Source organism: Stackebrandtia nassauensis DSM 44728, assembly GCF_000024545.1.
Taxonomy (GTDB): Bacteria; Actinomycetota; Actinomycetes; order Mycobacteriales; family Micromonosporaceae; genus Stackebrandtia; species Stackebrandtia nassauensis.
The window spans coordinates 2,909,421-2,934,482 of record NC_013947.1 but is presented as its reverse complement, the minus strand read 5'-3'; the positions used below and the strand labels follow the sequence as shown (position 1 = coordinate 2,934,482).

General features: G+C 68.0%; 25 protein-coding genes. 10 read left to right on the top strand and 15 right to left on the bottom strand.

Features of this window, described 5'->3' with window-relative positions:
- Window positions 1–4: 4 nt before the first annotated feature.
- Window positions 5–1,159 carry an epoxide hydrolase family protein gene (locus SNAS_RS13730; RefSeq protein WP_013018034.1) on the bottom strand — a complete coding sequence of 385 codons (1,155 nt, stop codon included), beginning with the start codon at window positions 1,157–1,159 and terminating at the stop codon, window positions 5–7.
- Window positions 1,160–1,251: 92 nt separating this feature from the next.
- On the bottom strand, window positions 1,252–2,391 hold the full coding sequence (locus SNAS_RS13725) for an epoxide hydrolase family protein (protein ID WP_169313881.1): 1,140 nt from the start codon (window positions 2,389–2,391) through the stop codon (window positions 1,252–1,254).
- A gap of 129 nt (window positions 2,392–2,520) precedes the next feature.
- Here SNAS_RS13725 and SNAS_RS13720 point away from each other — a divergent pair, with 129 nt between their 5' ends.
- Window positions 2,521–5,622 carry a helix-turn-helix transcriptional regulator gene (locus SNAS_RS13720; RefSeq protein WP_144300488.1) on the top strand — a complete coding sequence of 1,034 codons (3,102 nt, stop codon included), beginning with the start codon at window positions 2,521–2,523 and terminating at the stop codon, window positions 5,620–5,622.
- Window positions 5,623–5,726: 104 nt separating this feature from the next.
- Here SNAS_RS13720 and SNAS_RS37615 read toward each other — a convergent pair whose 3' ends face one another.
- The 4 genes from SNAS_RS37615 to SNAS_RS35115 all read right to left on the bottom strand — a co-directional run bounded on the left by SNAS_RS37615 (window position 5,727) and on the right by SNAS_RS35115 (window position 7,947).
- The gene (locus tag SNAS_RS37615) at window positions 5,727–5,921 is read right to left on the bottom strand and encodes a DUF397 domain-containing protein (RefSeq protein WP_083787107.1); all 195 of its coding nucleotides are present in this window, start codon (window positions 5,919–5,921) and stop codon (window positions 5,727–5,729) included.
- A complete protein-coding gene (locus tag SNAS_RS13715; protein ID WP_013018031.1) occupies window positions 5,918–6,766 on the bottom strand; it encodes a Scr1 family TA system antitoxin-like transcriptional regulator in 849 nt (282 codons plus the stop codon). The genes SNAS_RS37615 and SNAS_RS13715 overlap by 4 nt, the downstream gene beginning before the upstream one ends.
- A 124-nt stretch (window positions 6,767–6,890) precedes the next feature.
- The gene (locus SNAS_RS13710; RefSeq protein WP_013018030.1) at window positions 6,891–7,634 is read right to left on the bottom strand and encodes a DUF6518 family protein; all 744 of its coding nucleotides are present in this window, start codon (window positions 7,632–7,634) and stop codon (window positions 6,891–6,893) included.
- A gap of 133 nt (window positions 7,635–7,767) precedes the next feature.
- Complete coding sequence (locus SNAS_RS35115) at window positions 7,768–7,947, bottom strand: hypothetical protein (RefSeq protein WP_013018029.1); 180 nt, start codon at window positions 7,945–7,947, stop codon at window positions 7,768–7,770.
- A gap of 85 nt (window positions 7,948–8,032) precedes the next feature.
- Between SNAS_RS35115 and SNAS_RS13705 the strand changes: the two genes are divergently transcribed.
- The 5 genes from SNAS_RS13705 (at window position 8,033) to SNAS_RS13685 (ending at window position 11,875) form a co-directional block, all read left to right on the top strand.
- The gene (locus tag SNAS_RS13705; protein ID WP_013018028.1) at window positions 8,033–8,719 is read left to right on the top strand and encodes a class I SAM-dependent methyltransferase; all 687 of its coding nucleotides are present in this window, start codon (window positions 8,033–8,035) and stop codon (window positions 8,717–8,719) included.
- A gap of 99 nt (window positions 8,720–8,818) precedes the next feature.
- On the top strand, window positions 8,819–9,169 hold the full coding sequence (locus SNAS_RS13700) for an ArsR/SmtB family transcription factor (RefSeq protein WP_013018027.1): 351 nt from the start codon (window positions 8,819–8,821) through the stop codon (window positions 9,167–9,169).
- Window positions 9,166–9,651, top strand: coding sequence for an SRPBCC family protein (locus tag SNAS_RS13695; RefSeq protein WP_013018026.1), 486 nt, complete (start codon window positions 9,166–9,168; stop codon window positions 9,649–9,651). The genes SNAS_RS13700 and SNAS_RS13695 overlap by 4 nt, the downstream gene beginning before the upstream one ends.
- 163 nt (window positions 9,652–9,814) lie before the next feature.
- Entirely contained in the window at window positions 9,815–10,993 is a 1,179-nt protein-coding gene (locus tag SNAS_RS13690) for an alcohol dehydrogenase catalytic domain-containing protein (RefSeq protein WP_013018025.1), read from the top strand.
- Window positions 10,994–11,050: 57 nt separating this feature from the next.
- The gene (locus SNAS_RS13685; protein WP_013018024.1) at window positions 11,051–11,875 is read left to right on the top strand and encodes an SDR family oxidoreductase; all 825 of its coding nucleotides are present in this window, start codon (window positions 11,051–11,053) and stop codon (window positions 11,873–11,875) included.
- Between the two features lie 143 nt (window positions 11,876–12,018).
- Here the strand turns inward: SNAS_RS13685 and SNAS_RS13680 are convergent, their stop codons facing one another.
- From SNAS_RS13680 to SNAS_RS13670, 3 genes are all read right to left on the bottom strand, one after another.
- Window positions 12,019–12,573, bottom strand: a complete 555-nt coding sequence (locus SNAS_RS13680) for a hemerythrin domain-containing protein (protein ID WP_013018023.1) — start codon at window positions 12,571–12,573, stop codon at window positions 12,019–12,021.
- A gap of 74 nt (window positions 12,574–12,647) precedes the next feature.
- A complete protein-coding gene (locus tag SNAS_RS13675; RefSeq protein ID WP_013018022.1) occupies window positions 12,648–13,043 on the bottom strand; it encodes a DUF6766 family protein in 396 nt (131 codons plus the stop codon).
- Complete coding sequence (locus SNAS_RS13670; RefSeq protein ID WP_013018021.1) at window positions 13,040–14,095, bottom strand: NAD-dependent epimerase/dehydratase family protein; 1,056 nt, start codon at window positions 14,093–14,095, stop codon at window positions 13,040–13,042. Before SNAS_RS13670 ends, SNAS_RS13675 begins: the two co-directional genes overlap by 4 nt.
- Before the next feature lie 123 nt (window positions 14,096–14,218).
- Between SNAS_RS13670 and SNAS_RS13665 the strand changes: the two genes are divergently transcribed.
- Window positions 14,219–15,112, top strand: coding sequence for a universal stress protein (locus tag SNAS_RS13665; protein WP_013018020.1), 894 nt, complete (start codon window positions 14,219–14,221; stop codon window positions 15,110–15,112).
- Between the two features lie 11 nt (window positions 15,113–15,123).
- Here the strand turns inward: SNAS_RS13665 and SNAS_RS13660 are convergent, their stop codons facing one another.
- Window positions 15,124–16,524: an AAA family ATPase gene (locus SNAS_RS13660; protein WP_013018019.1), complete on the bottom strand. Its 1,401-nt coding sequence runs from the start codon at window positions 16,522–16,524 to the stop codon at window positions 15,124–15,126.
- A 134-nt stretch (window positions 16,525–16,658) separates the two neighbouring features.
- Here SNAS_RS13660 and SNAS_RS32750 point away from each other — a divergent pair, with 134 nt between their 5' ends.
- Window positions 16,659–17,582, top strand: a complete 924-nt coding sequence (locus SNAS_RS32750; protein WP_013018018.1) for a glucosaminidase domain-containing protein — start codon at window positions 16,659–16,661, stop codon at window positions 17,580–17,582.
- Here the strand turns inward: SNAS_RS32750 and SNAS_RS13650 are convergent.
- The 3 genes from SNAS_RS13650 to SNAS_RS13640 all read right to left on the bottom strand — a co-directional run bounded on the left by SNAS_RS13650 (window position 17,572) and on the right by SNAS_RS13640 (window position 20,655).
- Window positions 17,572–18,768 carry an aromatic ring-hydroxylating oxygenase subunit alpha gene (locus SNAS_RS13650; RefSeq protein ID WP_013018017.1) on the bottom strand — a complete coding sequence of 399 codons (1,197 nt, stop codon included), beginning with the start codon at window positions 18,766–18,768 and terminating at the stop codon, window positions 17,572–17,574. The two genes, SNAS_RS32750 and SNAS_RS13650, sit on opposite strands and share 11 nt — an antisense overlap.
- On the bottom strand, window positions 18,765–20,018 hold the full coding sequence (locus tag SNAS_RS13645; protein ID WP_013018016.1) for an MFS transporter: 1,254 nt from the start codon (window positions 20,016–20,018) through the stop codon (window positions 18,765–18,767). Before SNAS_RS13645 ends, SNAS_RS13650 begins: the two co-directional genes overlap by 4 nt.
- A 67-nt stretch (window positions 20,019–20,085) precedes the next feature.
- Complete coding sequence (locus tag SNAS_RS13640) at window positions 20,086–20,655, bottom strand: TetR/AcrR family transcriptional regulator (protein ID WP_211207387.1); 570 nt, start codon at window positions 20,653–20,655, stop codon at window positions 20,086–20,088.
- A gap of 113 nt (window positions 20,656–20,768) precedes the next feature.
- Between SNAS_RS13640 and SNAS_RS13635 the strand changes: the two genes are divergently transcribed.
- Entirely contained in the window at window positions 20,769–22,409 is a 1,641-nt protein-coding gene (locus tag SNAS_RS13635) for an alpha/beta hydrolase (protein WP_013018014.1), read from the top strand.
- On the opposite strand, the gene SNAS_RS13630 is transcribed toward SNAS_RS13635, so the two are convergent.
- Entirely contained in the window at window positions 22,334–23,407 is a 1,074-nt protein-coding gene (locus SNAS_RS13630) for a PQQ-dependent sugar dehydrogenase (protein ID WP_013018013.1), read from the bottom strand. The two genes, SNAS_RS13635 and SNAS_RS13630, sit on opposite strands and share 76 nt — an antisense overlap.
- A 102-nt stretch (window positions 23,408–23,509) precedes the next feature.
- Entirely contained in the window at window positions 23,510–24,025 is a 516-nt protein-coding gene (locus SNAS_RS13625) for a MarR family winged helix-turn-helix transcriptional regulator (RefSeq protein WP_013018012.1), read from the bottom strand.
- Window positions 24,026–24,128: 103 nt separating this feature from the next.
- Here SNAS_RS13625 and SNAS_RS13620 point away from each other — a divergent pair, with 103 nt between their 5' ends.
- A complete protein-coding gene (locus SNAS_RS13620) occupies window positions 24,129–25,061 on the top strand; it encodes an EamA family transporter (protein WP_013018011.1) in 933 nt (310 codons plus the stop codon).
- The last annotated feature ends 1 nt before the right edge of the window (window position 25,062 follow it).

Here is a 25,062-nt window from a genome sequence, read left to right as displayed (position 1 = left end):
GGGGTTACTCCTGAACCTTGCGGCTGTGCTTGTCGCTTCGGCTCGCAAGCTCGCCGAAGAAGTCGCGGATGTCGGCCACGGCGATCTCGGGGATCTGGTGGTCGGAGTAGTGACCGCCCTCGTCGTGGAACCGCCACTGGACGATGTTCTTGTGGTCGCGGTCGACGAACCGGCGGATGCCCTGGAAGTCGTTGGCGTGGTTGGAGACCCCCAGCGGGAAGGTGGTGGGTTCGGTGGACGGCGGGTTCTTCTTGTCCTCGTAGTAGAACCGGATCGACGAGCCGGAGGTGTTGGTCAGCCAGTAGATGAGCACGTTGGTGATGACGAAGTCGTCGCTGACCTCGGCGCCCATCAGCTGGTCGTTCCAGCCCAGCAGTCCGACCGGGGAGTCGGCCAGGGCGTGGGCGAGGGTGTTCGGCTGCTGCGAGTGCAGCACGTTGAACGCGCCCTTCTCCTCCCAGAACATGCCCAGGACCTGGAGAGCCTGGCCCTCTTCCTCGGTCAGGTTCTCCATTTCGGACGGGTCACCGGACGGGAACGAGAACGCCTGGTTGACGTGGACGCCGATCTGGGCGTCGGGGTCCTGGCGGCCGAGTTCGGGGGCGATCATCGAGCCGCCGTCGTTGCCGTGCTGGCCGTAACGCTGGTAGCCCAGGCGGTTCATCAGTTCGCCCATGGCTTTGGCGGTGCGGACGGTGCCCCAGCCGCGGTCGGTGGTGGGGCCGGAGAAGCCGAAGCCGGGCAGGGACGGGATCACCAGGTGGAAGGCGGGGCCGTCGCTGCCGTGGGCCTTCGGGTCGGACAGCGCGTCGATGACGTCCAGGTATTCGACAACCGAGCCGGGCCAGCCGTGGGTCAGCAGCAGCGGGATCGCGTCGGGTTCCGGGGACTTGACGTGCAGGAAGTGGATGTTCTGGCCGTCGATCTCGGTGGTGAACTGCGGGTAGGCGTTGAGCTTGGCCTCCCATTCGCGCCAGTCGTAGTTGTTGAGCCAGTGGTCGACGAGGTGCTGGACGCGTTCGGTCGGGACGCCGTAGTCGGTTCCGGCGCCGGGGATCTCCTGGGCGAAGCGGGTGCGGGTCAGCCGCTCGCGCACGTAGTCCAGTTCGGACTGCGGGATGTCGATGGTGAAGGGGGTGATCGCGGTTTCGTTTGACATGTCGTCGCTCCTTAGTTGTTGTCGCTGAAAAAGACTGTATGGAGAATTGAGGACAGCCTCGGTCCTCGATCTAGAACTGTGGACAAGTTTTTCTAGTGGTGCCGTCCGAAGAACTCCCGCAGGTCGGCCACCAGCAGGTCCGGGGCCTCCATGGCCGCGAAGTGACCGCCCCGGAAGTACTCCGCCCAGTGGACGATGTTGTTGGCCGCCTCGTCGTCGCGTCGCAGCGCGATGTCCTGGGTCGTGAACTGTGCGACCCCGGCCGGGACCGTGGACGGTTCCTTGGGCCCCCAGCCCGCGCCGGAGACCGCGTCCTCGTAGTAGGCGTTGGCCGCCGAGCCCGCCGTCTGGGTGAACCAGTAGACGCACACGTTGGTGAGCAGTTGGTCGAGGTCGACGGCGTCCTCGGGCAGCTGTTTGGCCGGGTCGCTCCAGTCCTTGAACCGCTCGATGATCCAGGCCAGCAGCCCGACCGGGGAATCGTTGAACGCGTAGGCGACGCTGTACGGCCGCGAGGAGTGCAGCGCCAGGTAGGCGCCGCTTTCGCTCATGAACTCCTGCATCCGCCGCACCCGGATGCGTTCGCGTTCCGACAGGGTCTCGTCGTCGGGGTCGGCCCCGCCCGGGAAGGTGAAGCCGCCGTTGACGTGGACGGCCGCGACGTGTTCGGGGTCGACGATGCCCAGGTCGCGGGTGACGCCGACGCCCCGGTCACCGCCCTGGGCGACGTAGCGGTCGTATCCGAGCCGCGACATCAGTTCCGCCCAGGCTTTCGCGATGCGGCGGGTGGTCCAGCCTTCGTCGGGGCTGGGTCCGGAGAAGCCGTAGCCGGGCAGGGACGGGATCACCAGGTGGAAGGCGGGGCCGTCGGCGCCGTGTGCCTTCGGGTCGGTCAACGGGCCGATGATGCCGGTGAACTCCACGATGGAGCCGGGCCAGCCGTGGGTCAGCAGCAGCGGGATCGCGTCGGGGTGCGGGGATGTGACGTGCAGGAAGTGGATGTTGTGGCCGTCGATCTCGGTGGTGAACTGGGGAAACTCGTTGAGCTTCGCCTCGGCGGCCCGCCAGCTGTATTCGTGGCGCCAGTACTCGGTGATGCGTCGCAGATACGACAACGGGACGCCGCGACTCCATGCGGCGCCCGGGTAGGCGGCCGGCCATCGGGTGGCGTCGATACGGGTGTTGAGGTCGTCCAGATCGGACTGGGAAATGTTGATGCGAAACGGTTCCATGCCGGTAAGCATGTGAGTAAACAGGCACCGTCGACATCGGTAAAACCATATATTTACGCTGGAAGATCGTCCTGTTTCGTTCCGTTCAGGAATCTTGTCAGTAAGCGGGGCCGCTGGCATAGTTGGCCGGTGGCACCCCGCGTCATCAGCCCCGTCCTCATCGGACGATCACCGGAGTTGGCACGGCTCATGGACGCCCATGGCGCATCGAGCCGGGCCGCCCGGGTGTGCCTCGTCAGCGGTGAGGCGGGCATCGGCAAGACTCGGCTGTTGCGCGAGTTCGCCAGCAGGCTGGACGATCGGGTGCGGGTCCTGACAGGCGAATGCCTGGAACTGGGCGCCGAGGGCCTGCCGTACGCGCCGTTTCTCGCGGTGATCCGCCAGCTCATCCGCGAACACGGGGTCGCCGCGATCACCAGGACGCTTCCCGGCGACGGCCCCTACGCGTTGGCGTCCTGGCTGCCCGCCATCGGCGAACCGCTGTCCGGCGTGGACGCGGAACTGGGCCGGATCCGGCTGTTCGGCGAGGTCCTGGCGTTGCTGGAGGGGTTGGCCACCCAGCGACCGTTGGTGCTGGTGCTGGAGGACCTGCACTGGGCCGACCCGTCCAGCCGGGCGCTGCTGGGGTTCCTGGCGGGCAGCCTGACGGCACCCGACGTCCTGATCGTCGGCTCCTTCCGTTCCACCGACGTGGAGGGCGCCCACCCGCTGTGCGAACTCGTCATCCGGCTGACCCGCGATCCGGCGGTGACGTCGATATCCCTGCGACGGCTCAGCGTGCACGAAGTGGGGCGCCAGCTGGCCGCCATACACAACCGGGAGCCCGACCCGCACCGGATCACCCAGGTGTACCAGCGCAGCGACGGCAACCCGTTGTTCGTCGAAGCGCTCAGCACCGCCGAACCCGGCGACCCGGTGCCGCTGCGATCCCTGCTGCTGTCCGGAGTGGACGACCTTTCCGAAGCGGCCGGGCTGGTGCTGCGCCACGCCGCCGTGGCCGGGAACCAGGTCGGGCACCGGCTGCTCAGCGCGGTGCTGCCGCTGGCCGACACCGAAGCCGAGTCCGCCATCCGGGCGCTGGCCGACCGGCACCTGCTGGTGATCACCGAGGACGGCTACCGGTTCCGGCACGCGCTGATCCGCGACGCGGTCTACGAGCGTCTGCTTCCGGGCGAACGCATCCGGCTGCATCGCGGGTTCGCCGAGACCCTGCGCGATCATCCGGACGCGGTCCCGGCCGAACGGCTGCCCGCCGAGCTGGCCGCGCACTGGCACGCCGCCGAGAACGTCGAGGAAGCGCTTGCGCACGCCTGGCGCGCCGCGCGGGTGGCGGCCACCGCCTACGCCTACGACGAGCAGCAGCGGATGTTGGAGTTGGTCCTGGACCTGTGGCCCCGCGCCAAGGACCCGGCTGCGCGGCTGGGCGTCGACCGGGACGCCGTGGTCGAGCTGGCCGCGACCGCTTGCGTCCATAGTGGTGACTTCACTCGCGGCGACGAGCTGGTCAGCGCCCTGCTGGAACCCGCGGTCGACGACCCGGACGGGGCAGGCGATCCCGAGAGAGTCGCCGCACTGCTCGAACTGCGCGGCGTACTGCGCAACCGGCACAACACCAGCGGCCTGCCCGATATCGAGGCCGCGCTGGCGCTGCTGCCGTCCGACGAACCCACCCGGCTGCGCGGCCGGTTGCTGGCGGCACTGGCCCACACCCGCATCAGCGTCCGGGATCTGGCCGAGGTCCGCGAACCGGCCACCGAGGCGGTGCGGATCGCCCGGCTTCACGACGACCCCGGCACCCTGGCGAAAGCGCTTGCGGCGCTGGGAGTCGCCGAAGGTCTGGAGACCGGCGTGGACGCCGCCGAACCGGTGTTCGCCGAGGCCACCGAACTGACCCAGCGGCTGGGTGACCACCCCACGCTGATGTCGATCTCGCAGTGGCACGGCAACGTCCTGGTCAACGGCGGCCAGTTCCGCAAAGCGGCGACGGCAATCCGGCGCGGCATCGCCGCCGCCGAGCGGCTGGGGCTCATCCACAGCCGAGGGCCCGCCCTGTCGATCAGCCTCGGGTTCGCCCTCGAACAACTCGGCGACTGGCCCGAAGCGGCGAAGGTCTACCGCGACGGTCTGTCGTGGACCGCGGCACCGCTGTACCGCATCGGACTGCTGCGGGGACTGGGCGGCATCGCCATCGCCACTGGTGAACTCGACGAGGCACAGCTGCTGGCCACCGAGATCGACGCGCTGGTCGACGCCGCGAACACCGCCCCGACCTGGCGGGTGGAACAGGCGACCTACCGGTTCCGGCTCGCGATGGCGCGCGAGGAACACGACGAGGCCGAGACGATCATGCGGCGGTTGCTGGACGATTTCGCCGTGGTGTCGAACTCGACGTCCGGATGGTATGTCCTGTCGCTGGCGGCGGACCTGCGCTCCCGGCGTTCGAGCGCCGATGCCGGGTGGCGGAGGGAACTGTTGGCGCTGGCCGAACCGCTGACCATCCCCGGCCGTTTCGAAGCCGCCCATCGGGCGGGGTTCCTCGCCGCTGTCGATCACGAGGATCCGTCGGGCTGGCGGAGTGCGGCAACGCTGTGGCGGGAGCTGGAGGCTCCGCACCAGTTGGGGTGGTGCCTGGTGGGCTTGGCCGAAGCGCTGCGAGCCAGTGGTCAAGCCGCCGAGGCGATACGAGCTCGCGGCCAGGCCGCCGACTCGCCGCCGCGAGCCAGCGGGCAAGCTGCGGATGCGCTGCTGCGAACCAGTGGCCAAGCCACCGACGCCCTGCTGCGAACCAGTGGCCAAGCCAGCGACGCGCCGCTGCGAACCAGCGGGCAAGCCGCGGACGCGCTGCTGCGAGGCCGTGGCCAAGCCGCCGACGTCCCGCTGCGAGCTCGCGGCCAAGCCAGCGACGCGCCGCTTCGGGAAGCCGCGACCATCGCGGCCAAGCTCGGCGCTCGGCCACTGGCCGAGCGCGTCGCCCGGCTGGCGGCTCAAGTCGGTATCGCCGTGGGCGAAGCGCCGCAAGCAAACCCAGGCCCGGGACGCGGACTCACAGCGCGCGAAGTGGACGTGCTGCGGCTGCTCGCGAAGGGGCTGAGCAATCGCCAGATCGCGGGTGAGCTGTTCATTTCCGTGTCGACAGCGGGAGTGCACGTGTCGCGGATTCTGGCGAAGCTTGAGGTCGCGAGCCGGGGCGAGGCGGCGGCGCTTGCGCATCGTGAACAGTGGTTCGGTTAGCTCGGGTTTGGTTAGCTCGCAAGACTGCGAGCATGCAAGGCGGGCCGCTCGCGGAGGGCGAGCGGCTGCTTCAGTTCTGGCTACAACTCACTCTTCGGTACTGGCTACAGGTCACTCTTCACGGTCGCAAGGAAGGCCAGGTAGTCAGTGCGGTCAAGTTCCACTATCGGTCGCCTGCCAACGAACTGGCTGTCAGACACTTGCGGTGTCCTGCCGTCCAGTCGCACTTCGACACAGTTGTTGTTCGTGTTGGTTCCGCTGCGGCTTGACCGTCGCCACGAGCTCGGCCGGTACGTCATTTGAAGAACTCCCTGACTGGAACGGATAGGTCGCGGGCGTGGCCAACGCCGCCCCTGAAGAACTTACCCCTATGACTGTGCGCGGACACGAAACCAGCCCCGCGCGGCGAAGCGACACGGATAAATGGTTCCTCTCCCTCTCCGAACTCCAGGACGTTCACCTCCCACCCCATCAAGTCGTATCGACCGGCGGCGAACGGGATTACTCTGATGTCCGCGAACGGCAGCGTCGACAGTTCCAGCACGTGTTGCCGGAGCTCGTCGTTCGCTTGAGCGCCGAGATCAACGGCGAACGCCGCTTCACCGATCAAGCAAACTATCGATCGCCTGGATTTCAGCCATCGTGATCGCCTAGCTTCACGAAAGCGAATCGTCTGATCCCATTCGGCCTCTGCGTCGTCATAGCTGACTTTCGTGGTCCGAAGGATTACTTCGACGTAGGAGCGAGGCTGGATAAGTGACGGTATCGCCGTTGAGTCATGGAAGACGGCCCGGGACGCACGCTCCTCCCGCTGTAGGTATAGCCATCCGTCCTTGTCAATCACTCCGGCGTAAGCGTCCGTCCAATCATCCATATAGGTCGCGTCAGCCAGCTTGACCAGGTGCTCTATCAGCACCCTGTCCGTCTTGTAGAACGCACAGATGTCCCGAACGAAGCCCCGCTTGACTACCCGCTTCCGCCCCTCCTCGATGTCGAGTAGCGTCCGATCTGAACAGATGTTCCTTGGGATCTCTCGTTTCGAATAGCCCTTAGGCTTTCCCGGGCGTTCCCGATTCCGTTCCGCCTTTAGCTGTAGTCCCAATTCGACTGCCGCCGTGCTGGCGGGGTTCGCGTCACTGCTCATGCACGGATCATAAATGCGAAGTGGCGCAATCCATAGCGCGTGTCGTCTTGTTTTCACAGATCCGCCGCAATTTGGCACTTTCTTAAGACGAATCCGAAATTACGACCGGCGATAATTTCCGATTTCAAATAAAGAAGGCCGCATTGACAACAATTCCGGCCACAAGAGCCAGTCCTGTCGCGACAGCCAAAGCCAATAGTGCGAACAGCCGCTCCCGCACAGCTCGCGCCAACACCAACGGAAGCAGCAACCCGACGACGACGTAAACCCACGCCGCGCCAATCCCCGGACCGCTGTTCGAGTTCACATCGCGCGCCAAGTTGAAAAAGTTGAGCCCCTCCATGATCCACACCGAACCGGTGATTCCAGCGGCGCACGAACGCACCAGCCACCATCGGTCCCGTGAACCGTCCACTGCGGAGCCGTCAGCCCCCGCCACCGGCCGCTCGCCGGCCACGCCCGCGTCACTCCCCGCCACGTCCGCTCCCGGCCGGTACCGGAACAGCGAACCCGCCGCGCCGTACACCGGTCCGGCAACGGCTCCGGCCGCCACCCAGATCACGATGGCCGCCATCCCGGCGGCGAACCCGCGCAGCTCCGTCGTCGCGTAGTAGCCGACGACAAGACCCACCTGGGTCAGCAGCCCCGCGAGCGCCGCCGTCACCCAGCGGCCCGGCACGAGCACCCCGGCCGCGAACGCGAACATCACCCACGGCGAGGCCGAATTCGCCAGCGCCGCCCAGCCGCCGCCCAGAATGGTCTGTCCGTATGAGGTCGCCACTCCCCCGAACAGCCCCACCACCAGAGCTAGTGGCCACACCAGCCACGACGGTCGCACCGGGCCAACGGGGGTGTCGTCTGCACGCATCGGCCCACTGTGCCAGAGTCCGTCCGGCGTCGTGAAATCCGCGGCCTTGTCTAAGTGGGAAAACTTGTTAGGGTTCGACGGTATGACTGAGCCCGGCGCCTCGCAACGGTCGACGAACGTCGCCGCGCCCAGCTCACGCCTGCGATACGGCCGGTTCGACGGCCGATCGCTCCAGGTTCGTCAGGTTCTCCCGCATCACAACCTCTCCGTCGCGGTCACCTGGGCCGATGCCCGAAATCCGCGCCCGATTGGAGCCGTCGACATGACCCATGTCCCCGGTTTCGCCGAATTCGATATACCGCTGACGAAGCACTCACCACCTCAAAAGGGGTGTGAGCCGCCTGGTTAGCGGGTATCGGGAAAGTTACCTGTCCCGCGAGGGAGAAATGGAGACCGAGATGACCACATCGCTGCCCCGGCACGGCGGCGACGCGCCACCGTCGGCCGTCCCGAGCAACGAGAACGAAGAGATCCCCCCGAGTCAGTGGCACGACCGGAAGCTGTTCTTCCGTCACTGGCTTCGCGCCCCCGGTGTCACCGGGGCGATGCTTCCGTCCTCCCGCGCCATGGCCCGCACCATGGGCACGGTGCTGGAGGGCTACCAGTCCCCCACCGTCGCGGAGCTGGGCTCCGGCACGGGTGCGGTGACCGCCGTGATCCAGCAGCGGCTGCGAGGCGCTTCGCCGCATCTCGCCATCGAGATCCACGAGGAGTTCGCGAGCCGGCTCCAGAAGCTGTATCCCGACGTCAGCGTGGTCAACCAGTCGGCCGCCGACCTGGAGCAGATCCTCAAGGAGCACCAGATCGACTCGCTGGACGTCGTCATCAGCGGGCTCCCGTTCACGGCGTTCACTCCGCAGTTGCAGTCCGACATCCTGGACGCCGTGGTCGGCTCCCTGAACGAGGACGGCGTGTTCGCGACCCACCGCTACGTGGGTGCCGGGTACTTCCCGGCCGCGCAACGGTTCCGCGCGCTGCTGGAGAGCCGGTTCGCCGAGGTGACGGTCAGCCGTCCCAACTTCGGCAACCTGCCACCGGCTCGGCTGCTGACCGCTCGCGGGCCACGTAAATCCCCTACCACCTGATCCGAATATTCACCGGCGGACGGGAGCGAAAACGCTCCCGTCCGCCGGTTTCGCGTGTTCGATGGACGGTGTCGGCCCGCGGTGCTAACGTACAACCAAATGGTTGTAGATGATATCGACGACGAGGCCACCAGCCAGGTGTTCCACGCGCTGGCCGACACCACCCGCCGCGACATCCTGCGCCGCGCGGTGAGCGGCGACCTGTCGGTCTCCCGCCTCGCCGAGCACTACCCGATGAGCTTCGCCGCGGTGCAGAAGCACGTGGCGGTCCTGGAACGAGCCGGGCTCGTCTCCAAACAACGCAACGGCAGAGAGCACCTCGTCAAGACGAACCCACGAGCGGTTCGCGCGATCCGCGACACCATCGACCGACTCGAGAACGCGTGGTTCGGCCGCATCGAGCGGATGGCGCGACTGCTCGACGAAGACACGAAAGGACAACCGACATGACCGTCACCAGCGTCGACAAGGACCTCGACAACCTGACCCTCACGCTCGTCGCCGACTTCGAGGCCCCCGTGGCCGAAGTCTGGCAACTGTGGGCCGACCCGCGCAAACTCGAACGCTGGTGGGGTCCGCCGACCTACCCCGCCACCGTCGAGGAACACGACCTCACCCCCGGCGGCGACGTCACCTACTTCATGACCGGCCCCGAAGGCGACCGGCACCGCGGCTGGTGGCGTGTCGACGCCGTCGAACCGCCCACCTCGCTGGAGTTCACCGACGGCTTCGCCGACGCCGACGGCAAACCCGTCGCCGACATGCCCGTCACCACGATGCGGATGCGCCTGACCGAACACGACGGCGGCACCCGCATGGAGATGCGCTCGACCTTCGACACCCGCGAACAGATGGAACAACTCGACAAGATGGGCATGACCGAGGGCCTCAAACAGGCCGTCGGCCAGATGGACGCCCTGCTGCCCGGCTGACGACCGGCCGCACCACCGCCGCCGAGAGCCGAGCCCCGCCGTGCCCATGTCGCCACCACGGCGGGGCTCAACCCCGTCCGGGTTTGGCGCATTGGCTACCGGGTACCCGTCAGGGATCGGTCGGACGTGGCCGTCGGTATCCGACTTCGGTGGGGTGGTGGACATGAAAGCCGTTACCTGGCAAGCACCGGGAGAACTCAGCGTCGAGAAGGTGGCCGACCCTGCCATTCTGGAGCCGACCGACGCGATCATCCGGGTCACGTCGACGGGGATCTGCGGGTCCGACCTGCATCTTTACAGTCTGCTGGGCATGTGTCTCGAACCCGGGGAGATCCTGGGTCACGAGCCGATGGGGATCGTGGAGGAGGTCGGCAGCGCCGTCACCTCGATACAGCCCGGGGATCGGGTGGTGGTGCCGTTCAACATCGCCTGCGGAACGTGCTGGATGTGCGTGCGGGGGCTGACCTCGCAGTGTGAGACCACCCAGGTGCGGCAGAGCGGCAAGGGTGGTCAGATCTTCGGCTACACCTCGCTGTACGGGGCGATACCCGGGGGGCAGGCGGAGTTGTTGCGGGTGCCGCAGGCGCAGTTCGGGCCGGTGAAGGTGCCACACGACGAGTCTCATCGGTACCTGTTGCTGTGCGACGTGCTGCCGACGGCCTGGCAGGGCGCCAGTTACGCCGAGGTGGGGCCGGGCGACAACGTCGTGGTCGTCGGCTTGGGACCGGTCGGACAGTTGGCGGCGCGGGTAGCGCGGCTGTTCGGGGCCGACACGGTCATCGGGCTCGACCGGGTGGCCGAGCGGCTGTACATGGCGGCCCGCAACGGAATCCACACGGTGGACATCTCGCGCCACGATCCGGCCGAGCTGGTGCGGGACCTGACCGACGGGCGCGGGGCCGACGCCGTGATCGAAGCGGTGGGAATGGAGGCGCACGGGGCTCCGGCGCCGGAATCGGAGCAGGAGACCCTCGCGGCGTTGCCGAAGTCGGTGGCCCGAGTGGCCGTCGAGTCGTTCGGGGGCGACCGGATGGCGGCGCTGACCCTGGCGTTCCAGTTGGTGCGGCGCGGCGGGGCCGTGTCCATCCTGGGGGTCTACGGGGGCCGGGCCAATCCGATGCCGTTGATGGACCTGTTCGACAAGCAGATCACGCTGCGGATGGGGCAGACCAACGTGCGGCACTGGCTCAAGGAGATCCTGCCGGAGATCGAGCGGCCGGACGATCCGCTGGGGCTCGACGACCTCGTCACGCACGAGTTCCCGCTCACCGAGGCTCCCCGGGCGTACGAGTGGTTCGCGCGCCAGCAGAACGGCTGCGTCAAGGTCGTACTGCGGCCATGAAGCGCTCGGCGGCAACCGGAAACCGAACAACATCCACACCAGAAGGAGGACTCGACCATGAACACGATCGCACCGCTGCCGCAGGAGACCGTCTCGCCGCGTACCGCGGTCATCACCGGTTCCGATTCCGGTATCGGGCGCGCCATCGCCGCGGCCTTCGCCGGTGGTGGCCTGAACCTGGGCATCACCTACAACCGGGATGAGCAGGGCGCCAAGAACACCGCCGCCGAAGCCCGGCAGCTGGGCGCCGAGACCACCGTGCGGCACCTGAACCTGGCCGAGCTGCCCGAGGCCGCCGACGTCATCGACGAACTGGCCAACGAACTGGGCGGCATCGACGTGCTGGTCAACTGCTCCGGCACCGGCAGCGCCGAGGCGATGATCGACATGGACTACGACACCTGGCGCAACGTCGTCGACATCGACTTGGACGGCGCGTTCCTGTGCTCCCAGAAGGCGGCCAGGCAGATGATCTCGGCCGGGCACGGCGGCCGGATCATCAACATCACCAGCGTCCACGAGCACGCCCCCCGGGTGGGCGCGGCACCGTACTGCGCCGCCAAAGCGGGGCTGGGGGCGCTGACCAAGGTGATGGCGCTGGAGCTGGCGCAGCACGACATCACCGTCAACTCGGTGGCGCCCGGGGAGATCTCGACGCCGATGACGGGGCAGGACAACGAGGACCCCCGCGAGGAGCCGCGCCCCGGGATTCCGGCGGGTCGGCCCGGGCACGCCCACGAGGTCGCGGCGGTGGTGGCGTTCCTGGCGACTCCCGCGGCGGCCTACGTCACGGGTGCGTCCTATGTGGTTGACGGGGGCATGACGCTGATGGGGCCGCAGGCGAGTTCGGCTCTGGCCGATGAGGGTTGGCGGAAGATCTGAGGGTTTTCGAGAAGCCTCGCAGACGATATATCTATAAAAGATGTGATTGGTGAGCTGGGATGATTCGTTCCAGAACGGGAAACGCGTCGTCCCGCGGGACCCGGTGCGGATCCCGCGGGACGACGCGGTTCATGGCGATCGAATCAGGTTTGGCGGCCTGACAGCGCGTCGCGGATCCGGTCGATCAGACCGGCGCCGGGCGCCACGATCAGGTTGGCCGGTGGCGTGTCGGGGGCCGACGGGTGCGGCCGGGTCGGGGCGACCTTCTTGGCCGCCAGGACCTTCTCCCCCAGGTCCTCCAGCTCGGACGCCGAGCACGCGGCGGCCAGTGTCGGCAGCAGCGTGGTCTCCTCCTCCTGGACGTGGTGCCGGATGTCGTGCATCAGTTCCTGGAGTTTGATCTCGAAGCCGGGATCGGACACGTCCATCTCGTCCAGGTCCTTCATGACCCGTTCGGCCTCGGCGTGTTCCTCGATCTCGTGGTCGGCCATCTCGTCGCCCCCCGGGACGTACTTGCGCACCGCCGGGTACATGAACTGTTCCTCGGCGACCGAGTGCCGCACCAGTTCGGCGATGACGTGATCCACCAGGTCGCGACGCTGCTTCGGCGTCGTCAGGTTCGCCTCCAGTTCGGAGAACGCCGCCTCGACGGCACGATGGTCCGCGGTGATCACGTTGATCAGATTGTTGTCATGCATGATCGCTCCTGTCTGAGCGGTTGTGCTGGCTTCACACCCCGGATTACCCGGGGTCGTCGGCGTCGAAACGACACTCAGCGGCCGTACTGCTGTTTCCGTTTGTCGCTGGCGCGCTCGGGGTCGGAGGGCGGTTTCTCCGCCAGACCCATCTCGGCGCGGACGTCGTCGATCTTCTTCTCGATGCGTTCCAGGTCCTCCGAGTCGGCGCGGAAGATCAGGTGTTTGGCGCCCAGCAGCAGGATCGCCTGGAACACCAGTTGCAGCCACTCGCTCTGCCAGTTCTCGAACGTGGAGGCCATGAACGTCGAGGCGAAATCGCCCCAGGAGAACGCGACCCCGTGCTGCCGCTGTTCCGAGGTGAACTCGGAAAGCTGGGCGAGGAACTGCCCCACCCAGGAACCGGCGAACAGGATCACCAGGACATAGACGGCACCCCAGCGCCGCAGATGCTCATGCGTTCGCCCCTTCATGACCGTTGCCCCACACCGGTTCTGAGTTCGCCCAGGCGTCCGCCCGGGACGCGTGGGCGCAGCGGCGGAGTGGCGAACCCGGCGCCGTCGCGCAGCCCGTCGAACAGTTCCCGCATGGTCTCCATGGCCGTGTAGCCCGGTTGCCAGCCCAGTTCCTCGCGGATCCGGGTGGTGTCCATGACCGGCAGGCGGCACAACGCGTCGAACAGTCCCGGCGAGGCCGGGACGGCGTGCAGCCGCCACGCCGCCGCCAGTGCCGTGCGCGCGGCCTTGGTGGGCAGGCCGAAACGGCGGGCCCGCAACAGTTCGGCGATCATCTCGCTGGTGACGGGGGGCTCGGTGGCGACGTTGAAGGCGCCCTCGGCCTCCGACAGGGTCACCGCCACGTAGGCGCGGGCCACGTCGAAGCTGTGCACCACCTGGGCGCGCACCCCCGGCAGGTTCGGCACGAACGGGATCAGGCCCGGACGCAGCAGCGCGTTCGGCAGCAGTGGACCGGCGAACAGCCGACGCTGGGAGCTGGCGGACTCGCGTTTGAACACGAAACCCGGCCGCAGCCTGGCGACCCGCAGCTTCGGGTGCTCGGCGGCGAAGATGTCCAGAAGTCGCTCCATATAAGCCTTCTCGCGGGTGTACGCCGCGCCGGGCCAGCCGTCCGTCGACCAGTTCTCGGTGACGGGCAGGTCGTCGATACCCGGCGAGTACGCCCCGACCGAGGACCCGTAGACCAGCGCGGGCACCCCGGCACCGGCGGCGGCCTCGAACACCCGCTTGCCACCCAGGACGTTGGTGCGCCAGGTGACGGCGGGGTTGTGGGTCGGCTGCAACAGCCACGCCAGGTGGATGACGGCGTCGCAGCCGTCGAACAGGCCCTCCAGCGGGTCCTCGGCGATGTCGGCGGTGACCATCTGGAGTTTCGGACAGGTCCAGCGGGGTTTGCGGCGGGCGACCCCGAGTATCGAGCCGACCCGGCTGTCCTCGGCCAGCGCGCTGACGACGCTGGTGCCGATATTCCCGGTCGCGCCCGTGACGGCGATGCGTTTGGTATTCATGGAGGACGGCTACCCATCAGAACCGTTCGCGAACCCTGCGTCGCGAATGGACGTCCAAAGAGCATCACCCCACGAGTCCAAATGGCCCTGCCATACTGAGAATCGTTGAGGGAGAATGGAACCATGAAAAATACAACGTCCGCACCCGTTGTCGTCGGGGTAGACGGTTCGGCGGAAAGTCTCGCCGCGGTCTCCCTGGCAGCCGCAGAAGCGGCACTGCGTGACGCACCGCTGCGAGTGGTGCACGCACGTGTTTCCGGTGCGACCGCCGACGCCGAAACCCTTGTTCCCCATGACGTTTCGGCGACCATGGCGGCCGCGCTTCGCACCGCCCTGGACGCCCGGCCCGGGCTCGAGATCACCACCGAGATCATCGATGCCTCCGCGTCCACCGTCCTGCTGGACGAATCCGACAAATCCGCCGTCCTGGTCATCGGGTCCCGGGGCGCTGGCGGAGTCTCGCAGCTGCTGCTCGGCTCCGTCGCGCTCGACGTGGTCACCCGCGCCCACCGGCCGGTCATGATGGCCCGCGGCACCGAGCCCGCCACCGACGCGCCCGTCGTCGTCGGAGTCAGCGGAGCCCCCACCGGACGCGACGCCATCGGCTACGCCTTCACCGAAGCCGAAGCCCGCGGCGTCCCGCTGCACGCGGTACACGCGTTCAACTACCCGTACACCCGCGACGCGTCACAGATCTCGGAGCGCGAGCACGAACGCGCCAACCGGCTGCTGGCCAACTGGGTGGGCGAGTGGCGCGACAGGTACCCGACGGTCGCGGTGCACCTGTTCTCGGTGCACGCCCTCGACCCCGTCGCGGCGCTGCTCGACTTCTCGAGTTCGGCGAGCATGCTGGTGCTGGGTTCCCGGCATCGCGGCAAGCTGCGGACCCGGCTGCTGGGTTCGACGGGCTACACGCTGATGCGCACGAGCCAGTGCCCGTTGGCGATCGTCCACAAAGAGCAGCAGTCGGGACAGCCGCAGCACTTCGTCAGCACGCTGGAGCGCGCGAAGGTCTGAGGGCCGGGTCGTCAGCGACGCGGACCGAGGCGGTTGTTCGCGTTGAGGGTCGTGGCGGTGTGCAACCGCCGCAACGCCTGTCGCTGGTTGGTGGGCGACTCCTCGCGGTGCAGCAGCCTGCGTGAATACGCGGCCACGACGTCGTGCAGCCGGTAGCGGTGCGCGTGCCGTCGCACCAACAGGTGCCGGTCGTACAGCCGCTCCAGGTACTTGTCGATCAGGTCGACGTCGCGATCGGCCAGGACGGCGATGTCGTACGCGGAGAAGTCGAAGCCGGGATACAGACCCAACAGCCGGAACACCCGTCGGATCTCGGGTTCGAGGCGGTGGCACGACCCGGCCAGGATCGGGTGGCTGGCCTCGTCGCGGGGCAGCGCGGCCAGCCGGTCGGCGTGGTCGGCCAGGCTCCACGCGGCCTCGGCCGGGTCGGAGAGCTGGCCGCCAAGTGCGACCAGGTCGAAGGGACGGCCGCCGCACAGCTCGTTGATGAGCCGCACCGTCACGCCCGGTTCCCGGTTCACGCGGCCGAGCCGGTCGAATCCGTCCAGTAGCCGGACGCACGAGGGATAGTCGAGCGGGCCGACCTCTATGCCGTGGCCGGGTTCGGTCAGCGGCAGCCGCTCCTGGGAGGTGGCGACGATGGCCAGGTTCGGCGCGCCGCTGGTGAACTGGCCGAGGTGGGCCGCGTCGGAGACGTTGTCCAGCAGCAGCAGCGCGCGTTGACCGGCGAGGGTGTTCAGCAGCCGGTCCCACATCTGTTCCACCGTGGACAGCGCGAGGATCGCGGAGTCGCGCACGCCCAGCAGTTTGACGATCGCGGCCAGCACCTCGAACGGTGGCGTGGGTTCCAGCCGGGTGTCGAAGCCGTGGAGGTCCACGAAGAATCGTCTGCTCAGGTCCGGATACTTCCGCGGCAGCCGGTGTGCCAGCTGGACGGCCAGTTCCGTCTTGCCCATGCCCGCCGGGCCGGTGAACGCCACCACCGGCTGGCTTCTGCGCGCCCAGGCGTCCTCGACGGCGGTCAGTGCCCGCTCCAGCAGCGGTTCGCGTCCGGTGAACTCGCCGCTGCCCGCCGGAATGGAGTCGGAGACGTCGGCCAGGGCCGCGATGGAGCGACGGCCGTCGGCCACCTGGCAGACCTGGTCGAGTCGCAGCAGCGACGCCTCCGGCAGGCCGAGCGCCTTGGCGATGTCCAGCACCAGATCCCGGTCGAGCCGTTTGCGGCCCTGCTGGAAACAGTCGTTGACGGTCTGCCGGGCGGTCTGGCGGGCGTTGCGGGACAGCCGGATCGCGTTGTCGCGCAGGGTGAGTTCGCGGAACGACACCCCACCGGCCCAGGTGCGCAACTGCTGGAGATAGGCGCAGACCTCGTCCGGGGTCCGGCAGTCCGGCACGGCGGGTGCTTGACGCATCGGCTGTCCTACCAGGGAAAGGCAACACGGGGGGCGGTCAACACGGTACCAAGCGTTCCGACCGGGGCGACGCCCTTGCGGACACAAATCGATTTGCATATGCTGGTGGGGCTTCCCGACCCCAGGAGTCTTTCGTGCACATCGACGTTTCCCAAGTGCAGAACACCGGGCAACGCATCGGCCGTGTCGGCGCCGACGCCGAGTCCTACCTGCGCACTATGTCCGGCCCGCTGCAACAGTCCACCCAGGCCAACACCGGTTTCTCGGCGGTGCAACGACTTCGCCAGGTGCTGGACACACTGGCCAAGCAGACCGGCGAGCTCATCACCGGCACCAACACCACGGCGGGCAACGTCGGCAAGGCCGCGCAGGCGCACGCCCGCGCCGAGCAGCGCAACCAGCGCTCGATGCGGGACCTCAACCAGCAACTGGCCGCCAAGAACATCAAGGGCCCCAAAGGATCAGGGGGTTCGACACCGTCGAAGGTGCCCACCCCGACGCCCAACCCGCTGCGCGAGGTGCTCGGCCCGGGCGGGAAACCGGCCGAGGCCAGCCCGACCCAGATCGCCCCCGCCTCCGGCAAACCGGGTTCCCGGCAGGAGTTCATCAACAACGTCGGCAACGCCGCCAAGGCCGGTCAGGAACGCTTCGGCGTCCCGGCCTCGGTGGCCTCGGCACAGGCCATTCTGGAGTCCGGCTGGGGCAAGAGCGGGCTGGCCCAGGAGGCCAACAACTACTTCGGCATCAAGTGCGCCGACGGCGACCCGGGTTCCACCGCGAGCTCCTGTGTGAACTACAAGACCTGGGAAGTCATCAACGGCAACGACACCACGGTTCGCGACGCGTTCCGCGCCTACGACTCCCCTTCGGACTCGTTCCTGGACCACGGCCAGTTCCTGAGCGAGAACCCGCGTTACGCCGAGGCGTTCAAGCACACCGACGACCCGGACCAGTTCATCCGCGAGGTCCACAAGGCCGGGTACGCCACCGATCCCGGTTACGCGGACAAGATCATCGGCCTGATGCAGAAGTACGACCTGTACCGCTTCAACCAGTGAGGTAGTCGCGGACGTTTTGCTGGAAGGTCAGTACCCCGCGTTCCAGGCGCGGGGCGACCGGTCCGATGCTGAACCGTGGTGACCGGATCCCGCGTTGCAGTGCCTCGCAGCAGAAGACGTCCTCCTCCACGACGGTGTAGCGCCGCTGGTCCTGGGACGCCTTGCGGATCGCGGCGCGCACCGAGCTTCGGGTGCGGATCGCTGAGACCATGCCACCGGCCAGTGACCTGATCGGACGGAAGACCCGGGCGGCGGCCTCGGTGACGAGTCCCCTGGCGAGCGCGCCGTTCTGACCGGCCGCGACCCGGGCGCGCAGCCGCACCGTGGTGGTCTCGGCCCCGGTGGGGATGACCTCGACGCTGACCCAGAACGTCGGTCCGGTGAGGACGAAGGTGTTGGGGAAGATCATGCCGAAGGACGATCCGTACCAGCGCGGGTCGATGTGGATGGGACGCAGTCCGGCGCGCACCTCCGAGGGCGGCATGTGCCCGGGCTTCTTGGGCGGTTCGTAGAAGGACCAGTGCCATTGTCCACACTGGTGTTGTTCCTGGCGTTTGTGGTCGTACTCGGCGAGGTTGTCGCGGTGGACGTAACCGAGGTGGTAGTTGTCCAGGGCGTTCTCCATGAAGATCTTCCAGTTGCACTTCAGGTGGTGGACCTCGGGTTCGCCCGGTTCGGTCAGTTCCAGCGGGTCGACGGGGGCGACGCGCTGCGGCAGGTCGGCCAGCCATTCGTCGAGGGGCTGGGCGGCGGGATCGGGGTGGACGAACAGCATGCCCTGCCACTGCGCCAGCCCGGCCGGGTGCAGGCCGAGCGTGGAGCGGTCGGGGGCGGGGTCGAGTTCCTTGCGCTGCGGGGTGGCCAAAAGGCAACCGTCCAGGCCGTAGGTCCAGTTGTGGTACGGGCACACGATCGCGCGTTTGACCACACCGGACTGCGGCAGCACGGCGGCTCCCCGGTGGCGGCACAGGTTGTGGAACGCGCGCAGCACGCCTTCGCCGTCGCGCAACACGACCAGCGGATGCCGACCGGCCTGGACGGACTGGAACGCGCCGGGCGGGCCGTAGTCGTCGGCCATCCCGGCGAACTGCCAGGTGTCGCCGAACAGTTCGGCCTGTTCGCGGTCGAACCATTCGCGGGAGTAGTAGGTCTCCGGTCGCAGGATCTGGTGGTTGACGGCGGTCATGTCGTGCCTTCCTTCGTGGTGGGGTCGGGTTCGTCGGCGGTCTGGCCGCCGCGCAGTCCACGGGCGGTACCGGCGAACACCGCCGCCAGCAGGCATCCGGCGCCGATCACCGCGAAACCGGTGGCCGGTCCGCCGGTGTCGACGACCGGGCCCATGACGAGCAGGCCCAGTGGCCCGGCGGCCAGCGCCAGCGAGGTGTAGCTGCCGATGACGCGGCCGCGCAGTCGTTCCGGGGTGCGGCGCTGCATGATCACCGCGGCGATGGGGTTGATCGGTCCGGCCGCGACGCCGACGGCCAGGCCCAGCGCCAGCATGACCGGGACCGGCGGCAGCAGCGCGAATCCGGCGATGCCCAGTCCGACAAGCGAAACCGAGGCGATCAGGGTGCCGCGTTCGGTGAGCCGGTGGGCGGCGAACCCGTAGCCGACGGCGCCGGCGAGGCCGCCGAGGGCGAAGGCGGTGAGGATGAGCCCGTACTGGCTCGCGGCGCCGGTGGCCTGTAGGTGGGCGTTGAGCACCACCGATTCGAAGGGCGCGATGAACGCGACGATGATCGTGGCCGTCAGCGCCACGGCCCGCAGTCCGGGTTCGCGCACCACGAACTTCAGGCCCTCGGCCACGGCGCGCAGGTACGGCTGTGGTCGCGGCGGCGGCGAGATGGTGCGGGGCACGGCGAGGACGGTCAGCAGCGCCGAGGCCAGGAACAGGGCGACGGTGACCCACAGGGCGCCGAAGCCGCCCAGCGCGGCGATCAGGATTCCGCCCAGGCCGGGGCCGACCATGTTGCCGACGCTCTCGGCGGCCTCACCCCACGCGTTGACCTTGGTCAGCTCGGTGCCGGTGACCCTGGCGACGTCGGGCCGCAGCGATTCGCGGGCGGCGGTTCCGGGTCCGTCGAACACCGCGCCCAGGGCGACCAGGGTGAGGATCAGGCCGGTGCCCAGTCCGACGAGGCTGTCCAGCAGCGGCAGGGCGGCGACGGCCGCGGCGCTGCACAGGTCGGCGGCCACGGCGCACACGGTGCGTCCGAACCGGTCGATCAGCGCGCCGCCGAACAGGGACGACAGTGCCACCGGCAGGATCGCCGCCGCCCCGGCGAGTCCGGCGACGGTGGCGCTGCCGGTGCGGGCGTACACCACCCAGGGCACGGCCACCGCGACGATGGCGTTGCCGGTGATGGACAGGGTGGTGGAGGCGAGCAGACCGACCAGCGGACGGCGGTCCGCACTCTGCCCGATCTGAACACTCATGTTCAGAACTATACACACGTGCTCGAATCAGAGCATCAAGGTTCAGTTGTTGAGGTGTGAGCCGGACCTACGCCGCTCCTCCCCCGATTCCGCCCAGGAGCGTGTCGAACACCTGGGACGGCGCGTCCAGGGGCGCGAGCCGCCCCGCCGCGACGCCGTCCCAGGCGGCGTAGGTCAGCGAGTACAGCGTCGAGATCACCCACCACGGCGCCAGTTCCGGCTTGACCACCCCGGCCCGCTGCGCCTCCCGCACGAACGCGTCGATCGGTTCGTCGAGCGCCGCGACGTTGGCGGCCAGATCCGCGTCGAGATCCGCGGATGAGTGCCGCAGCAGGAAGTGCATCCTGGCTCCGAGCGGAACCAGCGTCGCGATCAACCGCCGCAGGCCATCGGCGTGTTCGGCGGCCGTCCCGTCGGCGCCGGGCAACCCGACCTCGGCGATGCCCTCCGAGATCCGCGCGACCGCGTCCCGGCTGACGGCCAGCAGCAGGTCGTCCCGTTTGGGGTAGCGCGAGTGCAGTGTGGTGCGGCTGATCCCGGCCGCCGCCGCCACGTCGCCGAGACTGGCGGTGGGGTCCGTGGTGAGGACCTCGGCGGCCACTTCAAGCAGGTCGCGTCGACCAGACCGAATATTCACACGCACCACGGTAGACGGACGTCCATGGCGGACGCGACTGCATCGAAAGATGTACCCGAATCTGGTCAGCCGAGCCGAGGCGATACGGCCGTCGGCCGTTGAGACTCGTTGGCATGTCCAAGATGATGACCGTCGCGGCGGCGGTGTCCATACTGGTGGTCGCGGGTTGCGGCACCGGCGGCGAGACCGCCGACACCGCGAACCTGAAGCGCTTCCACGACCAGGACGTCGACTGGAAGCCTTGCCCGCCCGACCTGAAGGCCCTCGGCATCACCGACCTCGACGAGAAGCAGCGCGCGCTCCTGGACACCCGCGAGTGCGCCAGCGTCGAGGTGCCCGTCGACTATCGCGATCCCGACGGCGAGCGTTTCACGCTGCCGCTGGCCCGCATCCCGGCCGCCGACCCCGAAAAGCGGGAGGGTTCGCTGCTGCTGGCATCCGGCGGTCCCGGGCTCGGCGGGGTCGACAACACGATCCAACGCCCGCTGACCAATCCGTCCCTGGTGCAGAAGTACGACCTGGTGGGTTTCGACCCGCGCGGCGTGGGCAAGAGCGAACCGGCCATCACGTGTCTGGACGACGAGCTGGTGAAGAAACAGGTCGAGGTGGACACGTCTCCGGACACCGAAGCGGAGATCGAATCCCTGGTGGCGTTCCAGGAGGACTTCACCGACGGCTGCCGCAAACGCTCGGGCGACATCCTCGAACACGTCGGGACCGTCAACGTCGCCCGCGACCTGGACATCGTCCGTGAGGTCCTGGGCGACAAGACTCTCAACTACTACGGCGTCTCCTACGGGATCCAACCCGGCGCGATGTACGCCGAACTGTTCCCGAAACACACCGGCCGCATCGTGCTGGACGCTCCCGGCCCGATCCTGCTCGACTTCGAGGAGTCGATGCGGCAGCAAACCAAGGGCATCGAACTCGGCCTGGAACGCTTCGCCGACAACTGCGTGGCCGACAACTCCTGCCCGCTGGGAGACGACCGCGACGCAGTCCTCGACGGACTGTCCACACTCTTCGATGAACTCGACGCCAAACCCATGCCCGCCGCCGATGGGGCGTCACTGACCGAGGCCGACGCCCGAATGGCGATCGCCATCGGCGTCTACGATCCGCACGGCTGGCCGAAACTGGAACAGGCGCTGTCCGACGCGACCGACGGCGATCCCGCCGGGCTGTACGCGATGGCCGGTGTGATGGCTGGTCGCGACGCCAGCGGCGGGTACTCCAACTTCTGGGAGGCCAACACCGCCGTCAACTGCGTCGACTACCCCGACACCCACGACCAAGGCGACGTCGAGAAACTCGCCAAGGAATTCGACAAACTCTCACCCCGGTTCGGCATCGGCAACGCCTGGCGGCTGAACGAATGCGCGACCTGGCCCAAGGGCGAGGGCCGCACCAAGGAACTCAACGGCAAGGGTGCGAAACCCATCCTCATCCTCGGCAACACCGGCGACCCCGACGCGATCTACGCATTCGCCGAGCAACTGGCCGAATCCCTGGAATCGGCGCGGCTGCTGACCTATCACGGTGAAGGCCACGGCGCCTACGGCGAAGGCAACGACTGCGTCGACGGCACAGTGGACAAGTTCCTTCTCGACGGAACCGATCCGGGCGAGGCCGCGACGTGCCGGGGCTTAGACGCCCCGGCCGTCGCGGCCGGGCGGGTTCACTTCTTCGGCGGGAACCGCACGATCATGTCGCCGTTGGGCTGCTCCCGGTCGCTGGTGGCCACCCACAGGTAGCCGTCGGGGCCGTACTCGACCGCCCGCAGTCGTCCGTAGCCCTCGTCACCGACCAGCGCGTCCTGGGTCTCGCCGTCCTGGCTGACCATCCACAGTCGCTGGCCGCGCAGCGCCCCGACATAGAGCGTCTCGTCGGCGATGGCCATTCCGGCCGGTGACGCCTCGGCGGGGGTCCAGGTCGCGATCGGGTCGATGTAGTCCGGATCGCCGCCGGGTCCCTCGTACTTCGGCCAGCCGTAGTTGCCGCCGGCCTCGATCTTGTTCACCTCGTCGGCGGTGTCGAGCCCCAGTTCGCTGGCGTAGGGCTGTCCGTGCGAGTCGAAGTCCAGGCCCTGCACGTTGCGGTGCCCGAGGCTGTACACAAGGGAGTCCTCGAACGGGTTGTCGTCGGGGACGTCGCCGTCGGGTTCCATCCGCAGGATCTTGCCCGCCAGCGAGTCGGGGTCCTGCGCCAGTTCACCCTTGCCGGTGTCGCCGGTGGTCGCGTACAGCATGTCGTCGGGACCGAAGCGCAACCGGCCGCCGTCGTGCATCGTCCCGGTGGGTATGCCGGTGACGATGCTCTCGGGTTCCGGATCCTTGAGGCTGAGGCTCGCGATCCGGTTGCCGTCGGCGGCGGTGTAGTAGATGAAGATCTCGCCGTCGTCCTTATAGTCCGGCGACACCGCGATGCCCGTCAGCCCAGCCTCCAGACTGGACCCGGGGGTGCACTCCTTGATCTTGGTCACGAGTTTCGGCTTGTGCCCCGGCTTCATCCGGTAGATCTCGGCCTTCTCCCGTTGCGTGAACAGCACTTCGCCGTTGGGGAGGTAGGCCATCCCCCAGGTCACCTTGAGCCCTTCGGCCATGACCTCGGGTTTGGAGAAGTCGAACTCGGATTCCACGCCGGTCTTGGCGTCGGGTTCGGTCTCCGCGTGAGCCACGGCGATCCCGCCCGTGGCCGCGATACCGACCGTCGCCACCGCGACCGTCAGCGACAAGATCGTACGACGATTCATCTATGCCCCTTTCTCGAACCGTTAATTCGCAGGGACCTTATCTGTGATACTTCGGACAGTCAATATCCACTGTGGGCTGTAATGGCGACCGTCAAATCACGCTCACGGGACCAGCGGGTTGCCGGACGAGCCGTCGCCCAGATCGAGCAGCAGTCTGCGCAGCAGCCCCGCGAGCTGTTCCTGGTCGCGATCGCTGAGCTTGCCGAGCAGCTGCGTCTCCAGGTTGGCGTGGCTTTCGACGACCGGGTCGATCAGTTCCCGGCCCTTGTCCGACAACGTGATCAGCACGCTGCGCCGGTTGTCGGGATCGACTTCGCGGGTCACCAGTCCCCTGGCCACGAGCCGGTCGATGCGGTTGGTGATGGCCCCGGAGGTGACCATCGCCGATTCGACGAGCTGTCCCGCGGTGAGCTGGAACGGGGGGCCGTTGCGGCGCAGGGTGCCCAGGATGTCGAACTCCCACAGTTGCAGGTCGTGCTTGGCGAAGTTGGCGCGCAGTTCGCGTTCCAGCAGGCGGTTGGCGCGCTGGATCCGGGCCACCACACCCATGGCGGTGGTGTCGATGTCGGGTCGTTCGACGCGCCACTGGTCGAGCCGCCGGTCGACGTTGTCCTCCACGTTCTCGTCCCTCCCGAAACATCTCAACGCTCAACTGTTTGACGTTAGCGTATCAGGGAGCTAATCTCGTGAACGTTAAACATTTCAACGTTAAGGAGATGCGATGACTCAGGCTCCGAGTCGACCGGCATCGCGCGGCGGCGTCCGGTCCAGCGGCGTCGCGGGAGTGACCATGCTGACCGCGACGGTTCCGGCCGTATGGGGCACCACGTACCTGGTCACCACCGAATTCCTGCCGCCCGGTCATCCCCTGGTGTCCAGTGTGATCAGGGCACTGCCCGCCGGACTGGTACTGCTGGCCCTCACCCGCACACTGCCGCACGGGAAGTGGTGGTGGCGGTCGCTCCTGCTGGGAACACTCAACATCGGGGCCCTGTTCGCGCTGTTGTTCGTCGCCGCCTACCGGTTGCCCGGCGGGGTGGCGGCGACGCTCACCGCGATCCAGCCGCTGTTCGCCGTCGGCCTGGCGTTCGCGTTGCTCGGCGAGAAACCGACCCGCTGGCGATTCGGCTGGGGCCTGGTGGGTGTGGCCGGGGTCGGCCTGATCGTGCTGCGCGGCCAGCTGTCCTTCGACCTGCTGGGCGTCGCCGCCGGGATCGGGGCCGCGGCGGCACTGGCCGCCGGAATCGTTGTGACCAAGCACTGGGGACGCCCCGAAGGCGTCGGCCCCACGACCATCGCGGCCTGGCAACTCACCGCCGGTGGACTCGTCCTGCTCCCGTTGGCGCTCGCCGTGGAGGGCCTACCGGCCGAAGTGGACCTTCGGGCGGTCGGCGGCTACGCGTGGCTGGCCATCGTGGGCGCTTTGCTCACCTACCCGATCTGGTTCCACGGCATCGGCAGGCTTCCCGTCGTCGCCGTGTCGTTCCTGCCGCTGCTGTCGCCCGTGGTGGCCGCCCTGCTGGGCTGGCTGGTACTGGGTGAATCCCTGACGCCGTGGCAGGGCGTCGGTTTCGCACTCGCGCTGGCGGCCATCGCCGCCGCCCAGCTCAACCCCGATCTGCTCCGCTCCCCCACCACTTCTAAAGGAGAATGAA

Bases quoted from the DNA above. Each gene is read 5' to 3' on its own strand.
- SNAS_RS13730 (WP_013018034.1), bottom strand. From the start codon at position 1,159: ATGTCAAACGAAACCGCGATCACCCCCTTCACCATCGACATCCCGCAG.
- SNAS_RS13725 (WP_169313881.1), bottom strand. From the start codon at position 2,391: ATGGAACCGTTTCGCATCAACATTTCCCAGTCCGATCTGGACGACCTC.
- SNAS_RS37615 (WP_083787107.1), bottom strand. From the start codon at position 5,921: ATGACGTACCGGCCGAGCTCGTGGCGACGGTCAAGCCGCAGCGGAACC.
- SNAS_RS13715 (WP_013018031.1), bottom strand. From the start codon at position 6,766: ATGAGCAGTGACGCGAACCCCGCCAGCACGGCGGCAGTCGAATTGGGA.
- SNAS_RS13710 (WP_013018030.1), bottom strand. From the start codon at position 7,634: ATGCGTGCAGACGACACCCCCGTTGGCCCGGTGCGACCGTCGTGGCTG.
- SNAS_RS13705 (WP_013018028.1), top strand. From the start codon at position 8,033: ATGACCACATCGCTGCCCCGGCACGGCGGCGACGCGCCACCGTCGGCC.
- SNAS_RS13700 (WP_013018027.1), top strand. From the start codon at position 8,819: ATGGTTGTAGATGATATCGACGACGAGGCCACCAGCCAGGTGTTCCAC.
- SNAS_RS13695 (WP_013018026.1), top strand. From the start codon at position 9,166: ATGACCGTCACCAGCGTCGACAAGGACCTCGACAACCTGACCCTCACG.
- SNAS_RS13690 (WP_013018025.1), top strand. From the start codon at position 9,815: ATGAAAGCCGTTACCTGGCAAGCACCGGGAGAACTCAGCGTCGAGAAG.
- SNAS_RS13685 (WP_013018024.1), top strand. From the start codon at position 11,051: ATGAACACGATCGCACCGCTGCCGCAGGAGACCGTCTCGCCGCGTACC.
- SNAS_RS13680 (WP_013018023.1), bottom strand. From the start codon at position 12,573: ATGCATGACAACAATCTGATCAACGTGATCACCGCGGACCATCGTGCC.
- SNAS_RS13675 (WP_013018022.1), bottom strand. From the start codon at position 13,043: ATGAAGGGGCGAACGCATGAGCATCTGCGGCGCTGGGGTGCCGTCTAT.
- SNAS_RS13670 (WP_013018021.1), bottom strand. From the start codon at position 14,095: ATGAATACCAAACGCATCGCCGTCACGGGCGCGACCGGGAATATCGGC.
- SNAS_RS13665 (WP_013018020.1), top strand. From the start codon at position 14,219: ATGAAAAATACAACGTCCGCACCCGTTGTCGTCGGGGTAGACGGTTCG.
- SNAS_RS13660 (WP_013018019.1), bottom strand. From the start codon at position 16,524: ATGCGTCAAGCACCCGCCGTGCCGGACTGCCGGACCCCGGACGAGGTC.
- SNAS_RS13650 (WP_013018017.1), bottom strand. From the start codon at position 18,768: ATGACCGCCGTCAACCACCAGATCCTGCGACCGGAGACCTACTACTCC.
- SNAS_RS13645 (WP_013018016.1), bottom strand. From the start codon at position 20,018: ATGAGTGTTCAGATCGGGCAGAGTGCGGACCGCCGTCCGCTGGTCGGT.
- SNAS_RS13635 (WP_013018014.1), top strand. From the start codon at position 20,769: ATGTCCAAGATGATGACCGTCGCGGCGGCGGTGTCCATACTGGTGGTC.
- SNAS_RS13630 (WP_013018013.1), bottom strand. From the start codon at position 23,407: ATGAATCGTCGTACGATCTTGTCGCTGACGGTCGCGGTGGCGACGGTC.
- SNAS_RS13620 (WP_013018011.1), top strand. From the start codon at position 24,129: ATGACTCAGGCTCCGAGTCGACCGGCATCGCGCGGCGGCGTCCGGTCC.